This window comes from Pseudomonas sp. R11F, from assembly GCF_050312575.1.
Lineage (GTDB): Bacteria > Pseudomonadota > Gammaproteobacteria > Pseudomonadales > Pseudomonadaceae > Aquipseudomonas > Aquipseudomonas palleroniana.
This window is the reverse complement of the sequence record NZ_JBNPJU010000064.1, coordinates 86,737-110,312: the sequence shown is the minus strand read 5'-3', so window position 1 is coordinate 110,312 and position 23,576 is coordinate 86,737. Positions and strand designations below refer to the sequence as shown.

23 protein-coding genes are annotated in these 23,576 nt (G+C 62.2%); 9 read left to right on the top strand and 14 right to left on the bottom strand.

What is annotated here, in order from left to right:
- Positions 1-61: 61 nt before the first annotated feature.
- From ACQRBV_RS18575 to ACQRBV_RS18525, 11 genes are all read right to left on the bottom strand, one after another.
- Positions 62-1,456, bottom strand: a complete 1,395-nt coding sequence (locus ACQRBV_RS18575; protein WP_411985667.1) for an FAD/NAD(P)-binding protein — start codon at positions 1,454-1,456, stop codon at positions 62-64.
- Between the two features lie 12 nt (positions 1,457-1,468).
- Positions 1,469-2,236: an ABC transporter ATP-binding protein gene (locus tag ACQRBV_RS18570; RefSeq protein WP_411985666.1), complete on the bottom strand. Its 768-nt coding sequence runs from the start codon at positions 2,234-2,236 to the stop codon at positions 1,469-1,471.
- 3 nt (positions 2,237-2,239) lie between these two features.
- The gene (locus ACQRBV_RS18565) at positions 2,240-3,580 is read right to left on the bottom strand and encodes an ABC transporter substrate-binding protein (protein ID WP_411985665.1); all 1,341 of its coding nucleotides are present in this window, start codon (positions 3,578-3,580) and stop codon (positions 2,240-2,242) included.
- A gap of 18 nt (positions 3,581-3,598) precedes the next feature.
- Complete coding sequence (locus tag ACQRBV_RS18560) at positions 3,599-4,648, bottom strand: branched-chain amino acid ABC transporter permease (protein WP_060756691.1); 1,050 nt, start codon at positions 4,646-4,648, stop codon at positions 3,599-3,601.
- Positions 4,649-4,652: 4 nt separating this feature from the next.
- Complete coding sequence (locus tag ACQRBV_RS18555) at positions 4,653-5,534, bottom strand: branched-chain amino acid ABC transporter permease (protein WP_090370204.1); 882 nt, start codon at positions 5,532-5,534, stop codon at positions 4,653-4,655.
- Positions 5,534-6,304, bottom strand: a complete 771-nt coding sequence (locus ACQRBV_RS18550) for an ABC transporter ATP-binding protein (RefSeq protein WP_090370201.1) — start codon at positions 6,302-6,304, stop codon at positions 5,534-5,536. Before ACQRBV_RS18550 ends, ACQRBV_RS18555 begins: the two co-directional genes overlap by 1 nt.
- Complete coding sequence (locus tag ACQRBV_RS18545) at positions 6,301-7,203, bottom strand: acyl-CoA synthetase (protein ID WP_411985664.1); 903 nt, start codon at positions 7,201-7,203, stop codon at positions 6,301-6,303. Before ACQRBV_RS18545 ends, ACQRBV_RS18550 begins: the two co-directional genes overlap by 4 nt.
- Positions 7,204-7,269: 66 nt before the next feature.
- Complete coding sequence (locus tag ACQRBV_RS18540; RefSeq protein ID WP_411985663.1) at positions 7,270-8,706, bottom strand: LLM class flavin-dependent oxidoreductase; 1,437 nt, start codon at positions 8,704-8,706, stop codon at positions 7,270-7,272.
- The gene (locus ACQRBV_RS18535) at positions 8,706-9,044 is read right to left on the bottom strand and encodes an acyl-CoA dehydrogenase (RefSeq protein ID WP_104994162.1); all 339 of its coding nucleotides are present in this window, start codon (positions 9,042-9,044) and stop codon (positions 8,706-8,708) included. Before ACQRBV_RS18535 ends, ACQRBV_RS18540 begins: the two co-directional genes overlap by 1 nt.
- Before the next feature lie 11 nt (positions 9,045-9,055).
- On the bottom strand, positions 9,056-10,252 hold the full coding sequence (locus ACQRBV_RS18530; RefSeq protein WP_411985662.1) for an SfnB family sulfur acquisition oxidoreductase: 1,197 nt from the start codon (positions 10,250-10,252) through the stop codon (positions 9,056-9,058).
- A 156-nt stretch (positions 10,253-10,408) separates the two neighbouring features.
- Positions 10,409-10,972 (bottom strand): helix-turn-helix domain-containing protein, encoded by a 564-nt coding sequence (locus tag ACQRBV_RS18525; RefSeq protein ID WP_060756698.1) that lies wholly within the window; start codon positions 10,970-10,972, stop codon positions 10,409-10,411.
- A gap of 92 nt (positions 10,973-11,064) precedes the next feature.
- Between ACQRBV_RS18525 and ACQRBV_RS18520 the strand changes: the two genes are divergently transcribed.
- From ACQRBV_RS18520 to ACQRBV_RS18490, 7 genes are all read left to right on the top strand, one after another.
- Positions 11,065-11,994, top strand: a complete 930-nt coding sequence (locus ACQRBV_RS18520; RefSeq protein WP_060756699.1) for a DMT family transporter — start codon at positions 11,065-11,067, stop codon at positions 11,992-11,994.
- Between the two features lie 124 nt (positions 11,995-12,118).
- Entirely contained in the window at positions 12,119-15,040 is a 2,922-nt protein-coding gene (locus tag ACQRBV_RS18515; protein ID WP_411985661.1) for a monovalent cation/H+ antiporter subunit A, read from the top strand.
- Positions 15,040-15,384 carry a Na+/H+ antiporter subunit C gene (locus ACQRBV_RS18510; RefSeq protein WP_060756701.1) on the top strand — a complete coding sequence of 115 codons (345 nt, stop codon included), beginning with the start codon at positions 15,040-15,042 and terminating at the stop codon, positions 15,382-15,384. The genes ACQRBV_RS18515 and ACQRBV_RS18510 overlap by 1 nt, the downstream gene beginning before the upstream one ends.
- On the top strand, positions 15,381-17,063 hold the full coding sequence (locus ACQRBV_RS18505) for a monovalent cation/H+ antiporter subunit D (protein ID WP_060756702.1): 1,683 nt from the start codon (positions 15,381-15,383) through the stop codon (positions 17,061-17,063). The genes ACQRBV_RS18510 and ACQRBV_RS18505 overlap by 4 nt, the downstream gene beginning before the upstream one ends.
- Positions 17,060-17,548, top strand: coding sequence for a Na+/H+ antiporter subunit E (locus tag ACQRBV_RS18500; RefSeq protein ID WP_060756703.1), 489 nt, complete (start codon positions 17,060-17,062; stop codon positions 17,546-17,548). Before ACQRBV_RS18505 ends, ACQRBV_RS18500 begins: the two co-directional genes overlap by 4 nt.
- Positions 17,545-17,823 (top strand): K+/H+ antiporter subunit F, encoded by a 279-nt coding sequence (locus ACQRBV_RS18495; protein WP_005789171.1) that lies wholly within the window; start codon positions 17,545-17,547, stop codon positions 17,821-17,823. Before ACQRBV_RS18500 ends, ACQRBV_RS18495 begins: the two co-directional genes overlap by 4 nt.
- Positions 17,820-18,158: a Na+/H+ antiporter subunit G gene (locus ACQRBV_RS18490; RefSeq protein ID WP_060756704.1), complete on the top strand. Its 339-nt coding sequence runs from the start codon at positions 17,820-17,822 to the stop codon at positions 18,156-18,158. The genes ACQRBV_RS18495 and ACQRBV_RS18490 overlap by 4 nt, the downstream gene beginning before the upstream one ends.
- Before the next feature lie 209 nt (positions 18,159-18,367).
- Here the strand turns inward: ACQRBV_RS18490 and lepB are convergent, their stop codons facing one another.
- Entirely contained in the window at positions 18,368-19,036 is a 669-nt protein-coding gene (gene lepB, locus ACQRBV_RS18485; RefSeq protein WP_411985660.1) for a signal peptidase I, read from the bottom strand.
- Between the two features lie 142 nt (positions 19,037-19,178).
- On the opposite strand from lepB, the gene ACQRBV_RS18480 reads away from it, so the two are divergent.
- Positions 19,179-19,730 carry a dihydrofolate reductase family protein gene (locus tag ACQRBV_RS18480; protein ID WP_060756706.1) on the top strand — a complete coding sequence of 184 codons (552 nt, stop codon included), beginning with the start codon at positions 19,179-19,181 and terminating at the stop codon, positions 19,728-19,730.
- Positions 19,731-19,893: 163 nt separating this feature from the next.
- Entirely contained in the window at positions 19,894-20,337 is a 444-nt protein-coding gene (locus tag ACQRBV_RS18475) for a hypothetical protein (RefSeq protein ID WP_411985659.1), read from the top strand.
- A gap of 127 nt (positions 20,338-20,464) precedes the next feature.
- Here ACQRBV_RS18475 and cysS read toward each other — a convergent pair whose 3' ends face one another.
- Both cysS and ACQRBV_RS18465 read right to left on the bottom strand, forming a co-directional pair.
- Positions 20,465-21,847, bottom strand: coding sequence for a cysteine--tRNA ligase (gene cysS, locus ACQRBV_RS18470; protein ID WP_060756708.1), 1,383 nt, complete (start codon positions 21,845-21,847; stop codon positions 20,465-20,467).
- 21 nt (positions 21,848-21,868) lie between these two features.
- Positions 21,869-23,569 carry a glutamine--tRNA ligase/YqeY domain fusion protein gene (locus tag ACQRBV_RS18465; protein ID WP_198761793.1) on the bottom strand — a complete coding sequence of 567 codons (1,701 nt, stop codon included), beginning with the start codon at positions 23,567-23,569 and terminating at the stop codon, positions 21,869-21,871.
- Between the last annotated feature and the right edge of the window lie 7 nt (positions 23,570-23,576).

Below are 23,576 nucleotides of genomic sequence, written 5' to 3'. Positions count from 1 at the left end.
GTGTCAGTCACAGAGTTTAATCTGAACCACCGCTATCGGGAGCAAGCCCCCTCCCACACTTTTAGAGCTTTGCCAATTTATAAGCCAAGGCTTTAGCCTGAATCGCCACATCCGTCACCGCCGTGCTTTCCCACCACATGCCGCGTAACGGTGGCCCCATGGCGAACAAGCGCCGGCTGACGTGGCCCTGGGCATCCAGCACCGCGCCCGACGCATCCGCCGCAATCCCCAAGGCCAGCGGCCCGGGGCGAATCAATCCGCGCTTGAGCAACTGCTGGGGCAGCGGCCGGGCCACGCGGCGCCAGTCGTATTCGATGCCGCTGGAGTTGATCAACGCAGCGCCCGAGACCTGGGTGATCCCCTGCTCGCCCCGGCGGCGTACCGCAATGGTCACGCGCTCATCCACAGTCACCAAGCCCTTGAACGACGCAGCCTGAATGCGCAACCGCCCCTCGCCTTGCAAGCGCGCCACCAACTGCGCGCTCAATGGCGGCGAGCGGTGGTGATGGCTTTCCCACCAAGGCCGCACATGCCGCACGAACTGCCGTTTCTCGCGCTCGCTGGCCTGGCTCCACAACCGACCGATATGCGCCCGCACAGTGTCCAGCGGTGCCTGCCAATCGATGCCTTCATGCAGCGCGATGCGGCATTGGCGACGCACCTCGCGCAGCAATTGCCTAGGGCTGCGCAGGCCCGGGTCGGCCGCCAGGAAGTCGCCCCAACTCGGCGGCTGCCGACGCACATGGGGCAACAGCCCATGGCGCGAGAAAATCTCGATCGGCCCACGGTGGCCGGCCTGTTCCAGAGACACCACAGCATCCACCATGGTCAGCCCGGAACCGATGATCAGCACCGTCGCTTGTGGGTCGATGTGGCTCATGGCCCGCACGTCCCAAGGGTCCACCGCCGCCGCGTTCAAGCCGCTGGACTCGGTCTGTGGCGTGCGCGCCGCCGGGAACATACCGGTGGCGAGGACCGCGAACGCACCGCGCAGCTGCCGGCCGTTATCCAGGGTGACCACCGTGGCTGCGTCCTCGACTTGCAGGTCGACCACTTCGGCACGCACATGCTCCACCGTGGACGCGGACCGCGCCTGGGCTTCGGCCAGCCGCTGCTGCGCATACACGCCGAAAATACCCCGAGGCGGGAACAGCTCGCTGATCGGCACCGCTTGCTCGGCCGACTCCGGCCAGCCACCGGCGCCGATATAGTCGGTGAGCCACTCGGTCAGGTCATCGGGATTGTCCGGGTCGACGCTCATGCGTGCGGCGTTGCCGTTCAGGGTATGGCCCAGCTCGACCGCGCTGTAGGCCTCACCCCGGCCCAGTTCGGCGCGCGGCTCGATCACCCGTATCTGTCGCTGCCCAGGCAGGCGCAACAGTTGCACCGCCAGCATCGTACCGCTCAAGCCGCCGCCGACGATCAGTACATCGGCGTCGCGCAAGGATTCACTCATGCCCATAGGCCCTTATTGTTTGCCCAGATAGATAGCCTGCAGGTCACCCCGCGCCATCAACTCGGTGGCGCTGCCACTCAAGGCTACCCGCCCAGTCTCCAGTACGTAACCCTGGGACGCATAGTTGAGAGCGACATTGATGTTCTGCTCGGCGATCAAAAAACTCACCTGCTGCTCGCGATTGAGCTGCGCGATGATCTCGAAGATCTCTTGTACGATCATAGGCGCCAAACCCATCGACGGCTCGTCAAGCAGTACCAAAGTAGGACGGGTCATCAACGCCCGGCCGATGGCGACCATCTGCTGCTCGCCGCCCGAAGTGAGGCCGGCGCGGGTGTAGCGCTTGGTCTTGAGCCGTGGGAACCAGGTGTAGATGCGCTCCAGGTCGTGCTCCAGGTCCCGCCGGCTCAAGCGCCGCACGAAACCGCCGCTGCGCAGGTTGTCTTCCACCGTCAGTTGGCCGAACACATGGCGACCTTCCAGCACATGCACCATGCCCTGGCGCACACGCCGGCTGGGGTCGATGCCGGCCAGGTCAAGCCCGGCATACTCGATGGCCCCACGGCTGACCTCGGCGCGCTCGGCCCGCACCAGGCCCGAGATGGCCTTGAGCGTGGTGCTCTTGCCCGCGCCATTGGCGCCGAGCAAGGCCACGATGGCGCCTCGGGGCACCTGCAGCGACACCCCGGCCACCGCCAGGATCGCGCCGTCGTAGATCACCTCGATGTCCTTGACGCTTAACAGTGACGGGCTCGCGGGTGCAGCAGCAGGCTGGCTCATGGTTTATTCATCCCCGGTGCAGGTGCGTGGTGTCAGGCCTTTTTCCTTGGCGAACGCGGCGGATTTTTCATCGATCAGCGGGCGCAGCAACGCACGGTCGGCGGCGATCCAGTCGCTGATCAGCGTCCAATGCGCGCCGTCCCATTGCTGCACCCGCGCCGAGCCGCCGCCTTCGTGGTCGCGGCACGACAGCTTGAGGTTCTGCATCAGGCCCAGGTAGCCCATGTCTTTCAAGCGGGCATCGTCGATGTTCAGGTGCTCCAGCCCCCAACGGCCTTCTTCGCCAGTGAGCGGGCGCTTGCCGAACCTGGCCTGGGCGGTGCGGATCGCTTCCACTGCCACGGCGGCGTTCACCAGGCCGGAGTTGTAGTAGACGCTGCCGAAGTTGTTCAGGTCCTTGAGGTCGCTGTGGCCCTTGTCGAGGATGAACTGCTTGAGACGTTTGTGGATGTCGAAATCCGCCCCGGCCGGATACGGCGTGAGCGCCAGGTAACCCTTGGCGGCAGCGCCTGCGGGCAGCACATCTTCGCTGGAACTGGCCCAGATATCGCCGATGATATGGTCGACAGGAAAGCCGAACCGCGCCGCCGTCTTGACCGCCACCGGCGTGGACACGCCCCAGGTGCGCAGGAATACCCAGTCCGGGTTGGCCTGGCGCACCTGGCGCCATTGCGCCGATTGTTCGTTGCCCGGGTCGGCGACCGGGATCTGGATGTTTTCAAAGCCATACTTGTCGGCGAGCAGCTTCAACGGGCCGAGGGTTTCACGCCCATAGGCCGAGTCGTGATAGACCGTGGCAATTTTCTTGCCCTTGAGTTTGTCGAAACCGCCTTCGCGCTGGGCGATGTAGTTCACCAGGGTCGACGCCTCGCTGTAGAAGGTCAGCATCACCGGGAAGTTGTAGGGGAATACCGTGCCGTCAGTGGCTTCGGTGCGGCCGTAGCCGAGGGTGATCAGCGGGATCTTGTCCACCTCGGCGCGCTCGCTCAGGGCATACGCCGCGGGTGCGCCGTTGGGCTGGTACACCGCGACCGGCGCACCGTCCAGGCCATGCTTGAAGCGCTCGTAGCACTCGATGCCCTTCTCCGCCGTCCATTCGGTCTCGCACTCCTGCCACACCAGTTTCACCCCGTTGATACCGCCTTCGACCTCGTTGATATAGCGCAGGTAATCGATCATCCCGGCCCATACCTGCACGCCGCTGGAGGCATAGGCACCGACGCGATAGGTCGCCAGGGGAATGAATTGCTGGTCCGCCGCAGCCATGGCCTGGGGGATGGCGCCAGTCAATGTGGCAAGCGCAAAGGCAGCGCCGGCCAGGGAACGTTTGAAGGTTGCACGCATGGGGATTCTCTTATCGGTTCAGAAACGTAAAGGCCACTGACGCAGCCGGTCGCGCAGGTTGCCCAGCAGGCGAATCAAGCCCTCGGGTTCCTTGATCAGGAACACGATGATCAACACGCCAAAGATGATTTTCTGCAGGTTCTGCAACTGCCCCGCATCCACCGCCCCACCGAACAGCGCCTGCCCGGCATGGCTGAGGAAAATCGGCAGCAGGCTGATAAAGGCCGCCCCGACGAAATTGCCGGCGATGCTGCCCATGCCACCGATAATGATGATGAACAGGATCTGGAACGAACGGTTGATATCGAAGCTGCCGGCACTGGCCGTGCCCAGGTAGGCAAAGGCCCACAATGCCCCGGCGATGCCCAGGTAGAACGAGCTGACGGCGAACGCCAGGCGCTTGTAGCGCGCCACCGCAATGCCGACCACGGCAGCGGCGGTGTCCATGTCGCGGATCGCCATCCAGTTGCGGCCAATTTGGCTACGCACCAGGTTGACGGCGGCCCAGGTCAACAGCAGCACCGTCACCAGCGTCAGCAGGTAGCGGCCCAGCGGCGTATTGAGGTCGTGGCCGAACAGCGCCAGCCTGGGCGCGGAAATGGTCCCGGAGGAGCCGTAGTTGTAGAACCAGGGGAATTTGACGAACAGCCACTCCAGGAAAAACTGCGCGGCCAAGGTGGTGACCATCAGGTAGAAGCCCTTGATTCGCGAGCTGGGCAGACCGAACAGCAGGCCGACCAACGCGCTGATAATCCCACCGCCGAACAGTGCCACCGGCAAGCCCAACTCGGGCAGGCGCAGCAGAAAACCGTAGGTGGCAAATGCGCCGACGGCCATGAACCCGGCTGCGCCGACCGAGGTTTGCCCGGTGTAGCCGGTCAACAGGTTCAGGCCCAGCCCGGCCAGCGACAGCACCAGAAAGGGAATCAGGATCGCATTGAGCCAATAGTCATTGCCCCACAGCGGCACCACCACAAAGGCCAGTACCCACAGGCCGATCCAGCCCCACGGGAGGCGCCGCTCAGTCAGCAATAGCGGCGCGGTTTCTTGAACAACGGGTATCGACATGGGTTCAGACTCGCTCGATGGCGCGCTCGCCGAACAGACCGGCGGGGCGGATATACAGGAAGGCCAAGGCCAGTACGTAGGCAAACCACGGCGTGATACCGCCACCGATCCAGGGGCCGATGTACACCTCGGCCAGGTTCTCCGCCGCGCCGACAATCAACCCGCCGACAATTGCCCCACCGATCGAGGTGAAGCCGCCGATGATCAGTACCGGCAGCGCCTTGAGCACCACCAGCGACAAGGAAAACTGCACGCCCTGCCGGGCACCCCAGAGCAACCCGGCGACCAGCCCGACAATGCCCGCCACCGCCCAGACAATCTGCCAGATCCGGTTGAGGTTGATGCCGATGGACAGCGCCGCCGTGGTGTCATCCGCCACCGCACGCAACGACACGCCCATGCGGGTTTTGTTGAACAGCAGCGCCAGCACCGTCACCAGCACGACGGCAGCGGCCGCCGCGACCAGGTCGAACTGGCTGAGCATCAGCGGCCCGACGAACAGCGGCACGTCGTCGATCCCCAGGTCGAGGGCGCGCACCTGCGAGCCCATCAAACCCTGGGCCAGGCCCTCGATAATGAACGACAGGCCCAAGGTGGCCATGAACAGCGTGATCTGCGAACGGTTCACCAGCGGTCGCAGCACCAGGCGCTCGATCAGCCAGGCGCCGATGACCATCACCAGCACCGTCAACAGGAGTGCCAGGGCAAACGGCACGCCCTGGTCGTGCAGGCTGACGAAGGTCAGCGCGGCAAACAGCAGCATCGCGCCCTGGGCGAAGTTGAACACGCCGCTGGCCTTGTAGATCAGCACAAAGCCAATGGCGACCAGCGAGTACATCGTGCCGGCGAGCAGGCCGCCGAGCAGAGTTTCGAAGAAGAACGTCATCAGTGTGCAACTCCCAGGTAGGCCGCGATCACGTCAGGGTCCGCCTGCACCTGGGCCGGTGTGCCGTCGCCGACCTTGCGGCCGTAGTCGAGCACCACCACATGGTCAGACAGGCCCATGACCACACCGATGTCATGTTCGATCAACACCACGGTGGTGCCGAGGTCGCGGTTCACATCGGCAACGAAGCGCGCCATCTCGCGTTTTTCCTCGGCGTTCATGCCGGCCATGGGTTCGTCGAGCAGCAGCAGGCTAGGCCCGGCGATCAACGCCCGGCCTAGCTCCACGCGCTTTTGCAGGCCGTAGGAGAGGTTGCCCACCAGCACCTCGCGATGGGCTTGCAGGTCCAGGAAGTCGAGGATGCCCTGGGCGCGCAGCCGGAACGCCTCGGCCTCGCGTCGTGCGCGGGGCAGGCCCAGGGCTTGTTCGATAAAGGTACTGCGCATGTGCCGCGACAGGCCGGTGAGCAGGTTGTCGAGCACGCTCATCTTCTTGAACAGCGCGTTGTTCTGGAAGGTGCGGCCAATGCCCCGGCGGGCTGCATCCAGGGGATCGATACGGTGAAAGGCGTGTTGCTCAAAGACGATTTCACCGGCATCGAAGCGATATACGCCGTTGAGCACATTGAGCAGCGAGCTTTTACCGGCACCGTTGGGCCCGATCAGCGCACAGATCTCGCCGCGTTGCACAGCAAAGGACAAGGCGTTGATGGCCTTGACGCCTTTGAACGACAGCGAGACATCGCGTACCTGCAATATGGCCTGGCTCATGCAATCTCCCGCTTGAATTCAGCCAGCCATGTCGGCTCGACGCTGGTTTTGACGGGTTGCCAGATATAGGCCAGGCGCTGAAAACCGAGCAGCCTGCGCACGCGGTTTTTCAACAGACGGCGCAGGCCGCTGTGCGGATGCGCGATCGCCCACTCGCACAGGCGTCGACGCCAGGTGCCGAGGGGAGCCAGACGGCTTTCGATCTCGTCGGCCAGGTGTTGCAAACGTGCAGGCGACAGCAGCAAGCCGGTGGGCGCCACTTCGCGACGATCACGGCGGGCCGAAGCCGGGCTTTCCGGGAAGGCTAGGCCATGGCCGCTGCTTAGCCATTGTTCCAGCACCACGGCGAGCCCCCCTGGCCAGTCGGTGCCCTCCTCGCTCCACAGCACGGTTTCACTCGTCGGCTGCCACCAGCGCTGCACGTGTTGCGCCGGGTCGACCGGGCCGAGTAATTGGGCGAAGTCCAAGCGTTGGGTGGATGACCAATGTCGCGCCTGCCGACGACTTTGCACATAGCCATGGGTAGGACGTATGCGCCACAGTTGTTGCTGCACCACCTCGGGAGCCAGGTCATCGGCGATGGACAGCACCGACGCGCCGACAGACTGGGCCGCCAACGCCAGCAGCAACAGGTTGGGCTCAAAAGCGCCGCTGAGAGCCAGTCGCGACTGCTCATCGAAACCCTGTTGACGCAAGCCGTCGGCCAGGCGCTCGACATCGCGCAAGGCATCGATCCAGCGCCAGGCATACCACTGGCCCTGGCGCTTGTGACGCAGGGCGGTTTGCAGCGGAGTGACCTGCGCCCAGTGCTGCAGTTGTTCAAGGGCGTGGGGCAGATGACCGAGCCATTCGGCAGGCCATTCCAGGGCCAGCGGGCGTTTGAGTTCGTGCACGCTCATAGGGACTACTCCTATTAGTGGTTAAGCGTGCGGTGGTCCGCTGGCTGAAGGTCAAGTTGGGTAGTGTCAGGTAACTATCTGTTGCTGACCCACCGCTATCGGGAGCAAGCCCCCTCCCACCCTGGTTTTGTATAAGCCCGATAAATCGCGGTAGCCGGCGCCGGGATGGTTCGGCGCCAACCGCGCGCCTTCGCCAAACAACTTCTCACGCAAGGTGCCTTGGGCATATTCGGTCTTGTACACGCCGCGCTTCTGCAACTCAGGCACGAGCAGGTCGACGGCGTCGATAAAGGTTTCGTGGGTCAGCGCATAGGCCAGGTTGAAACCGTCCACGTCGGTCTCTTCGACCCATTCCTGCAGCAGGTCGGCGACGGTTTGCGGGCCGCCGACGAACAGCGGGCCAAAACCGCCGATGCCGACCCAGTCCGCCAGTTCATGGGGCGTCCAGACCTTGTTCGGATCGGCCGTGGAGAACGCTTCCACCGCCGATTGAATGGCGTTGGTGTGCACATGCTTGAGCGGCTCATCCGGTTTGAATTGGCTGAAATCGATACCGGTCCAACCGGAGATCAGCGCCATCGCGCCTTCGTAGCTGACATAGGTTTTGTATTCATCGAACTTGGCTTTGGCCTTCGCATCGGTCTCACCGACGATCACCGTCTGCAGATTGAAAATCAGGATTTTCCTGGGGTCACGCCCGGCTTCGGCAGCGCGGCGGCGGATGTCGGCGACAGTCTTTTTCAGCAGCACCTTGGACGGCGCGGCCACGAACACGCATTCGGCCTGCTCGGCGGCGAACTGCTTGCCACGGCTGGATGCACCGGCCTGGTAGAGCACAGGCGTGCGCTGTGGCGAGGGTTCGCACAGGTGAATACCGGGCACCTGGAAGTGCTTGCCGACATGGCGGATCTCGTGGATTTTGCTCGGGTCGCTGAAAATCCGCCGCTCGCGGTCACGCAGTACGGCGCCCTCCTCCCAACTGCCTTCCCAGAGTTTGTAGCAAACCTGCAGGTATTCTTCGGCGTAGTCGTAGCGTGCATCGTGTTCGGTCTGGGCTTTCTGGCCGAGGTTCTTGGCACCGCTTTCCAGATACGAGGTGACGATGTTCCAGCCGATACGGCCCTTGGTCAGATGATCGAGGGTCGAAAGCCGGCGAGCAAACGGATACGGGTGCTCGAACGACAGCGAAGCGGTCAGGCCAAAACCCAGGTGTTCGGTGACCAGCGCCATCGGCGCGATCAGCGACAACGGGTCGTTGACCGGCACCTGCGCCGCCTGGCGGATCGCCGCGTCGCCGTTGCCGTTGTAAACATCGTAAATACCCAGCACATCGGCGATAAACAGGCCGTCGAACTTGCCACGCTCGAGGATTTTCGCCAGGTCGGTCCAGTACTCCAGGTCCTTGTACTGCCACGAGCGGTCCCGCGGGTGCGCCCACAGGCCGGGGGATTGGTGACCCACGCAGTTCATGTCGAAGGCATTCAAGCGAATTTGCCGGGCCATCAATGCACTCCGTTGAGGTGGAAATTGCCGACTACCTGATACTTCCAGCGCAGCGGGTCATCCAGGGTCGACGGCAAGGCCGTGCGTTGGCCGGTCAGTTCGAATTCGGCGTTGCTGGCGGCAATCAGGGCTTCGGCGGCGGCGATTTGCGCTTCGGTCAACGCGACCGGGCTGGGATGGGTTTCGGCGCGTTCAAGCAAGGCCGCGGCGACATCGACGCGGATCTGCAAATCACCGAAGCGGCTGATCACGTAGGGGTCATCGCTTTTCTCGACATGGCGGCGGGTGCTGTCGAGCAATTGGCGCGCTTGATTCAGAACGGGGTTCGGTGCAGTCATGGGTAGGCTCCTCAGTTCCAGGCGTGGCGGGCAGGCTTCACGCCGTTAAGCACAAAATTGCCGATCAGGTGGTATTTCCAGCGGGCCGGGTCATGCAGGGTATGGGTGCGAGCATTGCGCCAGAAGCGGTCGAGGTTGTGCTTGGCGGCGACCGAGCGGGTGCCGGCCAGTTCGAAGAGTTTGCTGCTGGCGAGCAATGCGGTTTCGGCGGACAGGACCTTGGCCTGGGCAACCACCAGCGAGGCATTGGCTACGGTGTCTTCATTCGGTTCGGCCAGGGCCAGGTCGACCGCGATACCGGCCTTGGCGAGGATCGCTTCGGTACCATGCACACGCCACTGCAGGTCGCCGATGGCGGCGATGGTGAACGGGTCTTGCCAGCCGTGGTCCTGCTGGCTATCGATCCATGGGCGCGCCTGACGCGCGTAGATTTTGGCTTGTTCAAGGGCGCCCAGGGCAATGCCGGTGTCGACGGCGGCCTGGATGATCTGCGAGATAGGGCCGCTGGCGGTGGGTTGGTCGAACGCCCGGTGTGCGGGGATCACCGCGCTCAAGGGCACACTCACGCCATCGAGGGTCACGCCGCCGCTGGCGGTGGTGCGCTGGCCAAAGCCGTCCCAATTGTCGATGACGCTCAGGCCCGGTGCATCACGTTCGACAAGCGCAATAAACGCCTGGCCGTTTTCGTCATTGCCGACGGTGGGCACCAGGTGCGCAAACAGTGCGCCGGTGCAATAGAACTTCTCGCCATTGATTTGCGCGCGGTCGCCGTGGAAACGGATCTGGGTATCGAAAGTGCCGGCATTTTTGCTCTTGGCTTCGGAGAAAGCATTGCCGAAGCGGTAGCCCGCCAGGACCTTGCCGAAGTAATGCCGCTTTTGCTCCTCTGTCGCCGTTTGCACCAGGATATCCACCACGCCCAGGTGGTTCTGCGGGATCTGCCCCAGTGACGGGTCGGCGGCGGAGATCAACTTGATCACTTCGGCCACGGTCACATAGGACACTTCGGCGCCACCGTAGGCTTTAGGCACGGTGATGCCCCACAGGCCGCTGGCAGAGAACTCGTCGAGTTCGGCCACCGGCAAGCGACGCTCACGGTCGCGCGCGCTGGCGTCAACGGCAAAACGTGCGGCCAGGCGCGTCGCCACCTCGATGGCTTCGGCGTCCGAGCGAATGATATGGGCAGGGTATTGAGGGTGGGCTGACATGGGCCGACTCCAGGCTCCGATGGGATGACCTGTGCGATTGCAGGAGTCGTGCCTGAATTTAATCGTCAATAAAATCAGAAGCTTGCTGGAAAATCAGCGCTATGGGGGCGTGTTTCAAACCAGCAAAGTGCCCAGGCGCTGTTGCCTGGCGAACAGTTAGATCACCACGGTCCGAACGAAGCACACGGCCACATCACCCTCATTGCGATAGTGGTGGGACTGGCGGCTGGCGAACATGTAGAACTCGCCTGCGGCAACGTGCTTTTCTTCGTCATCCAGAATCAGGGTCAAGGCCCCTTCATACACAAACAATTGCACGCTCCAGCCTTCCGGGTCCGGTTCGGGGCTGTAGCGATCACCGGGCTCCAGGCGCATCTCCCACAACTCGACTTCGCGCCGGGCGTTGGCCCTGGCCAGCAGCACGGCCTTGCTGCCGGGGATATCGCCGGCCCAGGCCAACTCGTTGATGCGGCTGTGGTCGCCCGCATCCGGCGCCTGGATCAGGTCGCTGAACGCCACCTCCAGCGCTTCGGCGACACGGTCCAGGGTCGACAGGCTGACATTCTTCTCCCCCGCCTCGATGGCCACCAGCATGCGCCGGCTGACCCCGGACTTTTCCGCGAGCGCGGTCTGGCTGAGGTCGGCGGCGTGGCGCAGGCGACGAACGTTTTGGCTGACGTGTTGCAGGACCGAAGCCCGTTGCGGATTTTCTTTGTGCACTATATTGCTCAATTGGTAGGTGTGCGCAGTATACTGCCCAGCGTGCGGCGCATTGTGCGGTCCGTGCCTTTCCCTTGCAAGACCGAGCCGCCATGACCTCCTCGAACGTTTCCCCGCGTTTCAACCGTTTCAGCAAAGCCGAATGCATCCTGGTGCTGATCACCATGATCTGGGGCGGCACGTTTTTGCTGGTGCAGCATGCCATGACCGTCAGCGGCCCGATGTTTTTCGTGGGGTTGCGATTTGCGGCGGCGGCGCTCGTGGTCGGCTTCTTCTCATTGCGTACGCTGAGCGAGCTGACCCTGTTTGAATTGAAGGCCGGCGCCTTCATCGGCACCTCGATCATGTTCGGCTATGGCATGCAGACCATCGGTTTGCAGACCATCCCCAGCAGCCAGTCGGCCTTTATCACGGCGCTGTATGTGCCCTGCGTGCCATTGTTGCAGTGGCTGGTGCTCGGCCGGCGCCCAGGGCTGATGCCGAGCATCGGCATCATGCTGGCGTTTACCGGGCTGATGCTGCTGACAGGCCCCAGCGGCGCCTCGCTCAACTTCAGCCCCGGTGAGATCGCCACGCTGATCTGTGCAATCGCGGTGGCGGCGGAAATTATCCTCATCGGCGCCTATGCCGGACAGGTGGATGTGCGTCGCGTCACCGTCGTGCAACTGGCCACGGCGTCGCTGTTGTCGTTTCTGATGGTGGTGCCGATGGGTGAAGCGCTGCCCGAGTTCTCGTGGCTGCTGCTGTTCAGTGCCGTCGGCCTGGGCTTGACCAGTGCGATCATCCAGGTGGCAATGAACTGGGCGCAACAGAGTGTTTCGCCAACCCGCGCCACCTTGATCTATGCCGGTGAGCCGGTGTGGGCCGGCGTGATCGGGCGCATCGCCGGGGAGCGCTTTCCGCCGATTGCCATGTTGGGGGCGGCATTGATTGTGGTGGCGGTGATCGTCAGTGAGTTGAAGACCAAGGGGCAAAAGGCCATCGACCTGGCGGATGAAAGGGAACAGGAGCAGCAGGGCTAAGGTCCGACACAATGCCAAATGGGAGTTTTCGGCCTACCTTGTAGGATCCTGCCACATGTTGCCGTTTGGTGATCACGAAAGCGGCACGTATGATGCATCTCAAACTCCCGCAGATTAGAAGCCTATGTCCCTGATAGTTCTACTGCTTCTGCCGTTCCTTGGCAGCTGTCTGGCGGCCTTGCTGCCGCACAATGCACGTAACACCGAATCCCTGCTGGCCGGCCTGGTGGCGCTGGTCGGCACTGTTCAAGTGGCCCTGCTCTACCCCCTGATCGCCCATGGTGGCGTGATTCACGAAGAATTCATGTGGTTGCCCAGCCTCGGGCTGAACTTCGTCTTGCGCATGGACGGGTTTGCCTGGCTGTTCTCGATGCTGGTGCTGGGCATCGGCACGCTGGTGTCGCTGTATGCGCGCTATTACATGTCACCGGATGACCCGGTACCGCGCTTCTTCGCGTTTTTCCTGGCGTTCATGGGCGCCATGCTCGGGCTGGTGATTTCCGGCAACCTGATCCAGATCGTGTTCTTCTGGGAACTGACCAGCCTGTTCTCGTTCCTGCTGATCGGCTACTGGCACCATCGGGCGGATGCGCGCCGTGGCGCCTATATGGCTTTGATGGTCACCGGCGCCGGTGGCCTGTGCCTGTTGGCGGGTGTGATGCTGCTGGGGCATATCGTCGGCAGCTATGACCTGGACCAGGTATTGGCGGCGGGCGATCAGATCCGTGCGCATTCGCTCTACCCGGTCATGCTGGCGCTGGTGCTGGTCGGCGCGCTGAGCAAAAGCGCGCAATTCCCCTTCCATTTCTGGCTGCCCCACGCAATGGCGGCCCCCACGCCGGTATCGGCCTACCTGCACTCGGCGACGATGGTGAAGGCCGGCGTGTTCCTGCTGGCCCGCCTGTGGCCGTCGCTGTCCGGCAGCGAAGAATGGTTCTGGATCGTCGGCGGTGCCGGCGCTCTCACCCTCCTCCTCGGCGCGTACTGCGCCATGTTCCAGAATGACCTCAAGGGCCTGCTGGCCTACTCCACCATCAGCCACCTCGGGCTGATCACCCTGCTGCTGGGCCTCAACAGCCCGTTGGCGGCGGTCGCCGCGGTCTTCCATATCCTCAACCATGCGACGTTCAAGGCTTCGTTGTTCATGGCGGCGGGGATCATCGACCACGAAAGCGGCACCCGTGACATTCGCAAGCTCAGTGGCCTGGTCCGTCTGATCCCGTTTACCGCGACCCTGGCCATGGTGGCCAGCGCCTCCATGGCCGGCGTACCGTTGCTTAACGGCTTCCTGTCCAAAGAGATGTTCTTCGCCGAAACGGTGTTTATCTCGGCGACCCGGTGGGTGGAGATCGCCCTGCCGGCGATCGCGACCATTGCCGGCACCTTCAGCGTGGCCTACGCCCTGCGTTTTACCGTCGACGTGTTCTTTGGCCCGCCCGCGACGGACCTGCCCCACACACCCCACGAGCCACCGCGCTGGATGCGTGCGCCGGTGGAGTTGCTGGTGTTTACCTGCCTGCTGGTGGGGGTTTTCCCGGCTCAAGTGGTCGGTTCGATCCTGGCCGCGGCCGCCTTGCCGGTGGTCGGCGGCGTGCTGCCGCAATACAGCCTGGCCATCTGGCACGGCTGGAACGCACCGATGATCATGAGCCTGGTGGCCATGACCGGCGGCGTGGTGCTGTACCTGCTGCTGCGCAAGCAGCTCAAGCGCGGCCGCTTCGCGTACCCGCCGATCATCAGCTACTTCAATGGCAAGCGCATGTTCGAACGCAGCCTGGTGGTGATGATGCGCGGCGTGCGCAAGATCGAGAAACGCATCAGCACCAAGCGCCTGCAGACCCAGCTGTTCCTGTTGGTACTGGTGGCGGTGATCGGCGGCATGATCCCGATGCTCAACAGCGGCCTCAGCTGGGGTGACCGGCCGAAGATCCCGGGCTCCATCGTGTTCGTCACCCTGTGGTTGCTGGCGATCGCCTGTGCCTTGGGCGCCGCCTGGCAAGCCAAGTACCACCGGCTGGCAGCCCTGACCATGGTCAGCGTGTGCGGCATGGTGACCTGCGTCACGTTCGTGTGGTTCTCGGCGCCGGACCTGGCGCTGACGCAACTGGCGGTCGAGGTGGTCACCACGGTGCTGATCCTGCTGGGCCTGCGCTGGCTGCCACGGCGGATCGAAGAGGTCTCGCCACTGCCCAGCTCGTTGCGCAAGGCCCGCATCCGCCGCGTGCGGGACTTCCTGCTGTCCAGCGTGGTCGGTGGCGGCATGGCGCTGTTGTCGTATGCGATGCTGACACGCCAGACGCCCAACGATATTTCCTCGTTCTACCTCAGTCGTGCCTTGCCCGAAGGCGGCGGCAGCAATGTGGTGAACGTGATGCTCGTCGACTTCCGCGGCTTCGACACCCTCGGTGAAATCACTGTGCTCGGCGCCGTGGCGTTGACCGTGTATGCCCTGCTGCGCCGCTTCCGGCCGTCGAAAGAAAGCATGGAGTTGCCACCGCAACAGCGCCAACTGGCACCGGACGTGGCCACCGACCTGGTCAACCCGCGCCAGGCCAGCGATACCGCCCTGGGCTTCATGATGGTGCCCGCAGTACTGGTACGCCTGCTGCTGCCGATTGCGCTGGTGGTTTCGTTCTACCTGTTCATGCGCGGCCACAACCAGCCCGGCGGTGGTTTTGTCGCCGGCCTGGTGATGTCGGTGGCGTTCATTCTGCAATACATGGTGGCCGGCACCCAGTGGGTCGAGGCGCAGATGAGCCTGCGGCCGATGCGCTGGATGGGCTTCGGCCTGCTCTCGGCGACACTCACCGGGCTCGGTGCGCTGTTGGTCGGTTACCCGTTCCTGACCACGCATACCTGGCATTTCAGCCTGCCGTTGCTGGGCGACATTCACGTAGCCAGTGCGCTGTTCTTCGACGTCGGCGTTTACGCCATGGTCGTTGGCTCCACGCTGCTGATGCTCACCGCCCTCGGCCACCAGTCGGTACGCGCGCATAAACCGAGCAACCAGGCCAAAGTGGTTGCCGCAACAGAAGGAGCCGCCTGATGGAAGAAGTCATCGCAATCGCCATTGGGGTCCTGGCGGCCTCCGGTGTGTGGTTGATCCTGCGGCCACGGACGTTCCAGGTGGTGATGGGCCTGTGCCTGTTGTCGTACGGGGTGAACCTGTTCATTTTCAGCATGGGCAGCCTGTTTATCGGCAAGGAGCCGATCATCAAGGACGGCGTACCGCAAGACCTGCTCCACTATACCGACCCCCTGCCCCAGGCCCTGGTGCTGACGGCAATCGTGATCAGCTTCGCCATGACGGCGTTGTTCCTGGTGGTGTTGCTGGCGTCCCGGGGCCTGACCGGAACCGACCATGTGGACGGCCGGGAGCCCAAGCAATGATGTGGATGAACCAACTGATCATCGCACCGATCCTGCTGCCGTTGCTGACCGCCGCACTGATGCTGATGCTCGGTGAAAAACGCCGCCCGCTGAAAGCCAGAATCAATCTGGTCTCCAGCATGATCGGCCTGGGCATTGCGATCCTGCTGCTGTACTGGACACAAAAAGGCGGCCCCGGCTCGATTGGCGTGTACCTGCCGGGCAACTGGCAGGTGCCGTTCGGTATCGTGCTGGTGGTGGATCAACTGTCGGCCTTGATGCTGGTCCTCACCGGCATCATCGGCGTCAGTGCGCTGTTGTTCGCGATGGCGCGTTGGGATCGCGCGGGCACCAGTTTCCACGCGCTGTTCCAGATCCAGATGATGGGCCTCTACGGCGCCTTCCTCACCGCCGACCTGTTTAACCTGTTCGTGTTTTTCGAGGTGCTGCTGGCGGCCTCCTATGGCTTGATGCTGCACGGCTCGGGCCGGGCGCGGGTGTCGGCGGGGCTGCATTACATCTCGATCAACCTGGTGGCGTCGTCACTGTTCCTGATCGGCGCGGCGATGATCTACGGCGTCACCGGCACCCTGAATTTTGCCGACCTGGCGTTGAAAATCCCGCTGGTGCCCGAAGCCGATCGCGGCCTGTTGCACGCCGGTGCGGCGATCCTCGCCACGGCATTCCTGGCCAAGGCCGGCATGTGGCCGCTGAATTTCTGGCTGGCGCCCGCCTACTCCTCGGCCAGTGCGCCGGTGGCGGCGATGTTTGCGATCATGACCAAGGTCGGCGTGTACACCGTGCTGCGCCTGTGGACGCTGCTGTTTTCCGGCCAGGCCGGTGCCTCGGCCTTGTTTGGCGGAGATTGGCTGGTGTACGGCGGTATGGCGACCATCATCGGCGCGGCACTGGCGATGGTGGCAGCGCAGCGGCTGGAGCGCATGGCGAGCTTGAGCATCCTGGTGTCGGCGGGGATTTTGCTGTCGGCGGTCGGTTTTGCCCAGCCGAGCCTGATTGCGGGTGCGCTGTTCTACCTGGTCAGCTCGACGCTGGCGTTGAGCGCGCTGTTCCTGCTGGCTGAATTGATCGAGCGTTCGCGTTCGGCCAACGACCTGCCGCTGGATGAAGAGATTGATGCGCTGCCAAAACCCATGGAGTCCCTGCACCCGCGTCCGGGTGTGAACCTTGACGATGAGCAACAGGCGGTGGTCGGTCAGGTGATTCCCTGGACCATGGCGTTCCTAGGTCTCAGCTTTATTGCCTGTGCGCTGCTGATCATCGGCATGCCGCCGCTGTCCGGGTTTATCGGCAAGCTGAGCCTGCTCAGTGCGCTGGTCAATCCGCTCGGGTTGGGCGTCAGCGTTGACCAACCGATCCGCCCGGCGGCCTGGGGCCTTGTAGCGCTGCTGATCCTCTCGGGCCTGGCTTCGTTGATCGCCTTCGCACGCCTGGGCATCCAGCGTTTCTGGACCCCGGAGGAGCGCCCCTCGCCGCTCCTGCGTCGCTACGAGTGCGTGCCGATCTTCCTGCTGCTCGGCTTGAGCATCCTGCTGACCTTCAAGGCCGAACCCTTGCTGCACTACACCCAGGACACGGCCGTCAGCCTGAACAACCCGGAACATTACGTGATGGCGGTGATGGCCACACGCCCGGTACCAAGCCCTGAAGCCAAGGCTGCCGCGCTGGAGGTGCAACCATGAAGCGCCTGTTCCCCGCCCCGTGGCTGTCGCTGGCACTGTGGCTGTTGTGGCTGGTGCTGAACCTGTCGGTCAGCCCCGGCAACCTGCTGCTGGGCGCACTGCTGGGCTTCCTGGCGCCGCTGATGATGGCGCCGTTGCGCCCGCTGCCGGTGCGGATCCGCCGCCCCGGGGTGATCATCCGCCTGTTCTTCCTGGTCGGCCGCGATGTGGTCATCTCCAACCTGCAAGTGGCCTGGGGCGTGCTGACCTGCGGCTCACGCCCACCGCGCTCGCGCTTCATCAAGATCCCCCTGGACCTGCGCGACCCGAACGGCCTGGCCGCGCTGTCGATGATCACCACCGTGGTGCCCGGCACGATCTGGTCGGAACTGGCGCTGGACCGCAGCATCCTGCTGCTGCATGTATTCGACCTGGAGGATGAAGCGCCGTTTATCGAGCACTTCAAGACCACTTACGAACGGCCCCTGATGGAGATCTTCGAATGAGCGCCCTGCTCTCCAATGCGATCCTGTTCAGCCTGTTCCTGTTCTCGCTGGCCATGGTGCTGACGCTGATCCGCCTGTTCAAAGGCCCATCGGCCCAGGACCGGGTACTGGCGCTGGACTACCTGTACATCCTGGCGATGCTGATGATGCTGGTGCTGGGTATTCGGTATGCCAGTGACACCTACTTTGAAGCCGCGCTGCTGATCGCGCTGTTCGGCTTTGTCGGTTCGTTTGCCCTGGCGAAATTCCTGCTGCGTGGGGAGGTGATTGAATGATGCCGTTATGGGTGGAAGTGATTGTCGCGGGGCTGCTGGTGCTCAGCAGTCTGTTTGCGTTGATCGGTGCAGTCGGCTTGTTGCGGCTGAAGGACTTTTTCCAACGCATGCACCCGCCGGCACTGGCTTCGACGCTGGGCGCGTGGTGTGTGGCGCTGGCATCGATTATCTACTTTTCGGTGCTCAAGTCCGGGCCGGTACTGCATGGCTGGTTGATCCCGATCCTGCTGTCGATCACGGTGCCCGTGACCACGCTGTTACTGGCCCGCACCGCACTGTTCCGCAAGCGCATGGCCGGTGACGACGTACCGGCCGAAGTCAGCAGCCGCCGCTGATTCAACGAGCGGACAGGGAAAAACATGTGGGGCGGTGCGACGATTCGATTTGCTCCCGATAGCGGTGGATCAGTCAGCAGTCGGGGGCAAGCCCTAATGCCCGTCAGTTAAATGGTGGGTGTAGAACACATCATCTGTAGTGAGCGGCAGGTTCTCTTAACTGACATTAGGGCAGGCCCCCTCCCACATTTGGACTCGCGTGAGTCCGATTACAAAATCGCTGCGCCAAACCGGCTAACGCGTGGCATCCAGTGATCCAGGATCTCGGCTGAGGCAAGGATGTGATGCGCTCGCCCGATCAGCAGCCGGCGTGGCACAAAGCCGATATACCGGGAGTCATCGCTGTAATCGCGGTTGTCGCCGAGCATGAAATAGCTGTCGGCAGGTACCACCACCGGGCCGAAATTGCGCAACGCCCGCACGGTCGGCATGAACTGGACAGTGCGCTGACGGTTGGCCGCCAGCTCGTTCAGCTTGATCCCCGGCACCGTATGGCCGGCAACGATGGGTTCGCTGATGTCCTGCGCATCACTGTAGGTGGCAGGCACGCCGTTGACCCACAACACCTCATCTTTCATTTCCAGGGTGTCACCGGGTATACCGACGATGCGCTTGATCAGGCGCATGCCATCCTTGGGCGACGAAAACGTGACCACATCGCCACGCTGGGGGTTATCGAGCTTGGCCAGGGAAATATCCGTCAGCGGCACCTTGAGGTCATACGCCACGCGATTGACCAGCACCACATCCCCCTCCAGCAACGTGGGGCGCATGGAGCCGGACGGAATGGGGTTCCAATCGGCCAGGGATGTACGGAAAATGCCGAAGCACAGCCAGAAAATGATTGCGTAACGGTAACGGCCCAACCAACGTCGCATACATCCTCGCAATACAGAAAGGGGCATTGGCACCCGCCAGACACCCAGATGATTTTTGGCTACGCTCGCTTGTTACACATCAGGATTAAATGACCATTAGCACTTGCGCTCAAGGTCAATGACACAAAAGGAAAGCGGCCCCATGGATATCAAATGCTCTGTCTTTATCGCAGCCAGCATCGACGGGTTTATCGCACGACCCGATGGCGATATCGAGTGGCTTCTTCGGCCGGAGTATGAACGTGCTGTCTTGAACGGCATGACGTTTGAAAGCTATATCGCCACCGTTGATGCACTGGTGATGGGCCGCAAAACCCTGGAGAAGGTGGCGTCCTTCGCCGAGTGGCTTTATGAAGGCACGCCGGTCATAGCGCTTTCGCACCGTCCGCTGGCGCTGCCTGCCCATCTGGAAGGCAAGGTCGAAGTCATGGCAGCCGACGCGCCTGCGGTGGTGGCCCAGCTAGCCGAACGCGGCATGAAGCATCTGTATATCGATGGAGGCCAGACGATCCAGGCATTTCTGGAAGCGGGCCTGATCGACGAGCTGATCATCACGCGTATCCCGGTCTTGCTGGGGCAAGGCATTCCGCTGTTCAGCCAGGTTGGCCGTGAGCATGAGCTTCATCACGTCAGCACGCATGTGTCGGACAATGGGTTTGTGCAGAGTCGGTATGAGGTAAGTGACACGCGTTGAGGTTAAGCACAACACAACGCCACAAAAGGAATAGAGCAACGTTTTCCTTATTACAAACCAGACTAAAAAACTGTTAAATCTGACAGTTCCGAATACTTATTGACTTACCTATTGTTTTTTCACTGCCTTGCATCCGCATGACAGCTTTCAATAGGGCCATATTATGAATAACTCATCAGTAGCGACATCCACTATCTCGGTCGCAAAGGAAGTCATCGCCGAGATTTCCGTGGAGGGCGAAAAGTTTAAGTTTGAATCCAATATCGCCATTACCAGCGAAACAGGCGTTCGACTTATCGTCAGGGCGTACCACCATATCTTCAACCCCTTTCGCGTCCACCAGATCAGCTTCGGCATTCCTTTAGGCACTCTGGCGGGGACATACCCTCTTGATGGTTCAGTCAATGGGATCGTCGCCCACTACACACCGCCTAACACCCCAGCCCTCGACTCGTATAACGCCATCGCAGGCACAATTACTTTACTTGCTCCTCCAAGCTTGGAGAATGTGCAGGGGACCTTCAAATTCAAAGCCCGGAAATTTGACGAAACCAAACCCGAAATTGCGGAGATTAAAGATGGGGTTTTGAATATAGGCTCTCGCTGATAATGCACTTTAGATGCCTGCCGAGGAGGGATCGTTTGCAGGTAGCGTCGGTGCAGCACAAACAGCGAATAAAAAAACGCCCCGAACCAGTCGGGGCGTTTTTCATTCAGCGTGCAGCAAACAATGGTCAGTCAGCCAACCGCCACGTCGTCCCGCCCTTCCCGTCTTCCAACACCACACCCATCGCGGTCAGTTGGTCACGGATACGGTCGGATTCCGCCCAGTCCTTGTTGGTACGCGCGGTCAGACGCGCCTGGATCAGCGCATCCACTTCAGCGGCGTCCACACGCCCTTCAGCGCCGGCTTGCAGGAACTCCTCAGGCTTCATTTGCAGAACCCCGAGCACACTCGCCAGCTCTTTCAAGCGCGCCGCCAGGCCCGCCGCTGCGTCGAGATCGCTCTCGCGCAGACGGTTGATCTCGCGCACCATCTCGAATAGCACCGCGCAGGCTTCCGGGGTGCCGAAGTCGTCGTTCATGACTTCGGTGAAGCGAGCCACGAAGGCTTCGCCGCCCGCTGGAGCGACTGCCGGCAAGCCCTTCAACGCATGGTAGAAACGTTCCAGGGCGCCCTTGGCGTCCTTGAGGTTGTCTTCCGAGTAGTTGATCGCACTGCGATAGTGGCTGGACACCAAGAGGTAGCGCACCACTTCCGGGTGATACTTCTCGAGCACGTCGCGGATGGTGAAGAAGTTGTTCAAGGACTTGGACATCTTCTCGCCATTGATGCGGATCATGCCGCAGTGCATCCAGGCATTGGCGTAGGTCTTGCCGGTGGCGGCTTCGCTCTGGGCGATTTCGTTTTCGTGGTGGGGGAACTCGAGGTCGCTGCCGCCGCCATGAATGTCGAAGGTCTCGCCCAGGCAGCAGGTGGACATCACCGAGCATTCGATGTGCCAGCCCGGACGCCCGGCGCCCCATGGCGATTCCCAGCTTGGCTCGCCCGGCTTGGTGGCTTTCCACAGCACGAAGTCGAGCGGATCTTGCTTGGCTTCGTCGACTTCGATGCGGGCGCCGATGCGCAGGTCTTCGATCTTCTTGCGCGACAGCTTGCCGTAGCCCATGAACTTGGCGACGCGATAGTACACGTCGCCATTGCCCGGGGCGTAGGCGTAGCCCTTGTCGATCAGGGTCTGGATCATCGCGTGCATGCCAGGGATGTGGTCCGTGGCACGCGGTTCCATGTCCGGCTTGAGGATGTTGAGGCGTGCCTCATCCTCATGCATGGCGGCAATCATGCGCTCGGTCAGCGCGTCGAACGACTCGCCGTTTTCGTTGGCACGGTTGATGATCTTGTCGTCGATGTCGGTGATGTTGCGCACATAGGTCAGGTCATAACCGCTGAAACGCAGCCAGCGGGTGACCAGGTCGAAGGCAACCATGCTGCGGCCATGGCCAATGTGGCAGTAGTCGTACACGGTCATGCCGCACACGTACATGCGCACCTTGTTGCCATCCAGCGGCTTGAAGACTTCTTTGGTCTTGCTGAGTGTGTTGTAGATCGTTAGCACATCGGCTTCCTTAAGACTTGATCACTGGCCCCACGAATCACGCAAGGTCACGGTACGGTTGAAGACCGGAGCGCCTGGTTTCGAGTCCTTGATATCCGCGCAGAAGTAGCCTTCGCGCTCGAACTGGAAACGGTCTTCCGGCTGTGCTTCGCCCAACGAGGGTTCGGCACGACAACCAGTGAGTACTTGCAGGGAGTCAGGGTTGATGTTGTCGAGGAAGCTCGCGCTGTCTTCGGCCTTTTCAGGGTTCGGCGAGCGGAACAGACGATCGTACAGGCGCACTTCGCACTCGATGCTGGCCGCGGCCGGTACCCAGTGGATCACGCCCTTGACCTTGCGGCCTTCAGGGTTCTTGCCCAGGGTGTCCGGGTCGTACGAGCAGCGCAGTTCGACGATGTTGCCCTCGGCGTCCTTGATCGCTTCGTCGGCACGGATCACATAGCTGCCACGCAGGCGCACTTCGCCGTTCGGCTCCAGGCGCTTGTAGCCCTTTGGCGGCTCTTCCATGAAGTCATCGCGGTCGATGTAGATTTCACGGGCGAACGGCAGCTTGCGCACGCCGAGTTCTTCTTTCTGCGGATGACGCGGCAGCTCGAGGTTCTCGACCTTATCTTCCGGGTAGTTGGTGATCACGACTTTCAACGGGCGCAGCACGCACATGGCGCGCGGGGCGTTGGCGTCCAGGTCCTGGCGGATGCTGAATTCGAGCATGCCGAAGTCGACCACGCCGTCGGAACGGTTGGTGCCGACCATGTCGCAGAAGTTGCGGATCGAAGCTGGCGTGTAGCCACGGCGACGGAAACCCGACAGCGTGGACATGCGTGGGTCGTCCCAGCCATGCACGTGCTTTTCATCAACCAGTTGCTTGAGCTTGCGCTTGCTGGTGATGGTGTAGTTCAGGTTCAGGCGGCTGAACTCGTACTGACGCGGCTGCGCCGGCACTGGCAGGTTGCTCAGGAACCATTCGTACAGCGGGCGATGGCTTTCGAACTCCAGGGTGCAGATGGAGTGGGTGATGCCTTCGATGGCGTCCGACTGACCGTGGGTGAAGTCGTAGTTCGGGTAGATGCACCACTTGTCACCGGTCTGGTGGTGGTGGGCATGGCGGATGCGATACATGATCGGGTCGCGCAGGTTCATGTTCGGCGAGGCCATGTCGATCTTGGCGCGCAGCACACGGGCACCGTCGGGGAACTCACCGGCGCGCATGCGGGCGAACCAGTCCAGGTTCTCTTCCACCGAACGGTCGCGGAACGGGCTGTTCTTGCCAGGCTCGGTCAGGCTGCCACGGTATTCCTTGGCCTGCTCCGGGGTCAGGTCGTCGACGTAGGCCTTGCCGGCCTTGATCAGCTCGACGGCCCAGTCGTGCAACTGGTCGAAGTATTGCGAGGCATAGCGCACTTCACCGGACCATTCGAAACCCAGCCACTTCACGTCACTTTCGATGGCGTCGATGTATTCCTGGTCTTCCTTGGCCGGGTTGGTGTCGTCGAAACGCAGGTGCGTGACGCCACCGAACTCCTGGGCCAGGCCGAAGTTCACACAGATCGACTTGGCGTGGCCGATGTGCAGGTAGCCGTTGGGCTCTGGCGGGAAGCGGGTGACGATCTGCGTGTGCTTGCCCGAATCCAGGTCCGCCTGGATGATCGGGCGCAGGAAATTGACCGGGACGGCAGGTCCGGCCTTGGAATTCGAGGTAGGGTCGACAGTGGGCTTGCTCATAGGATCC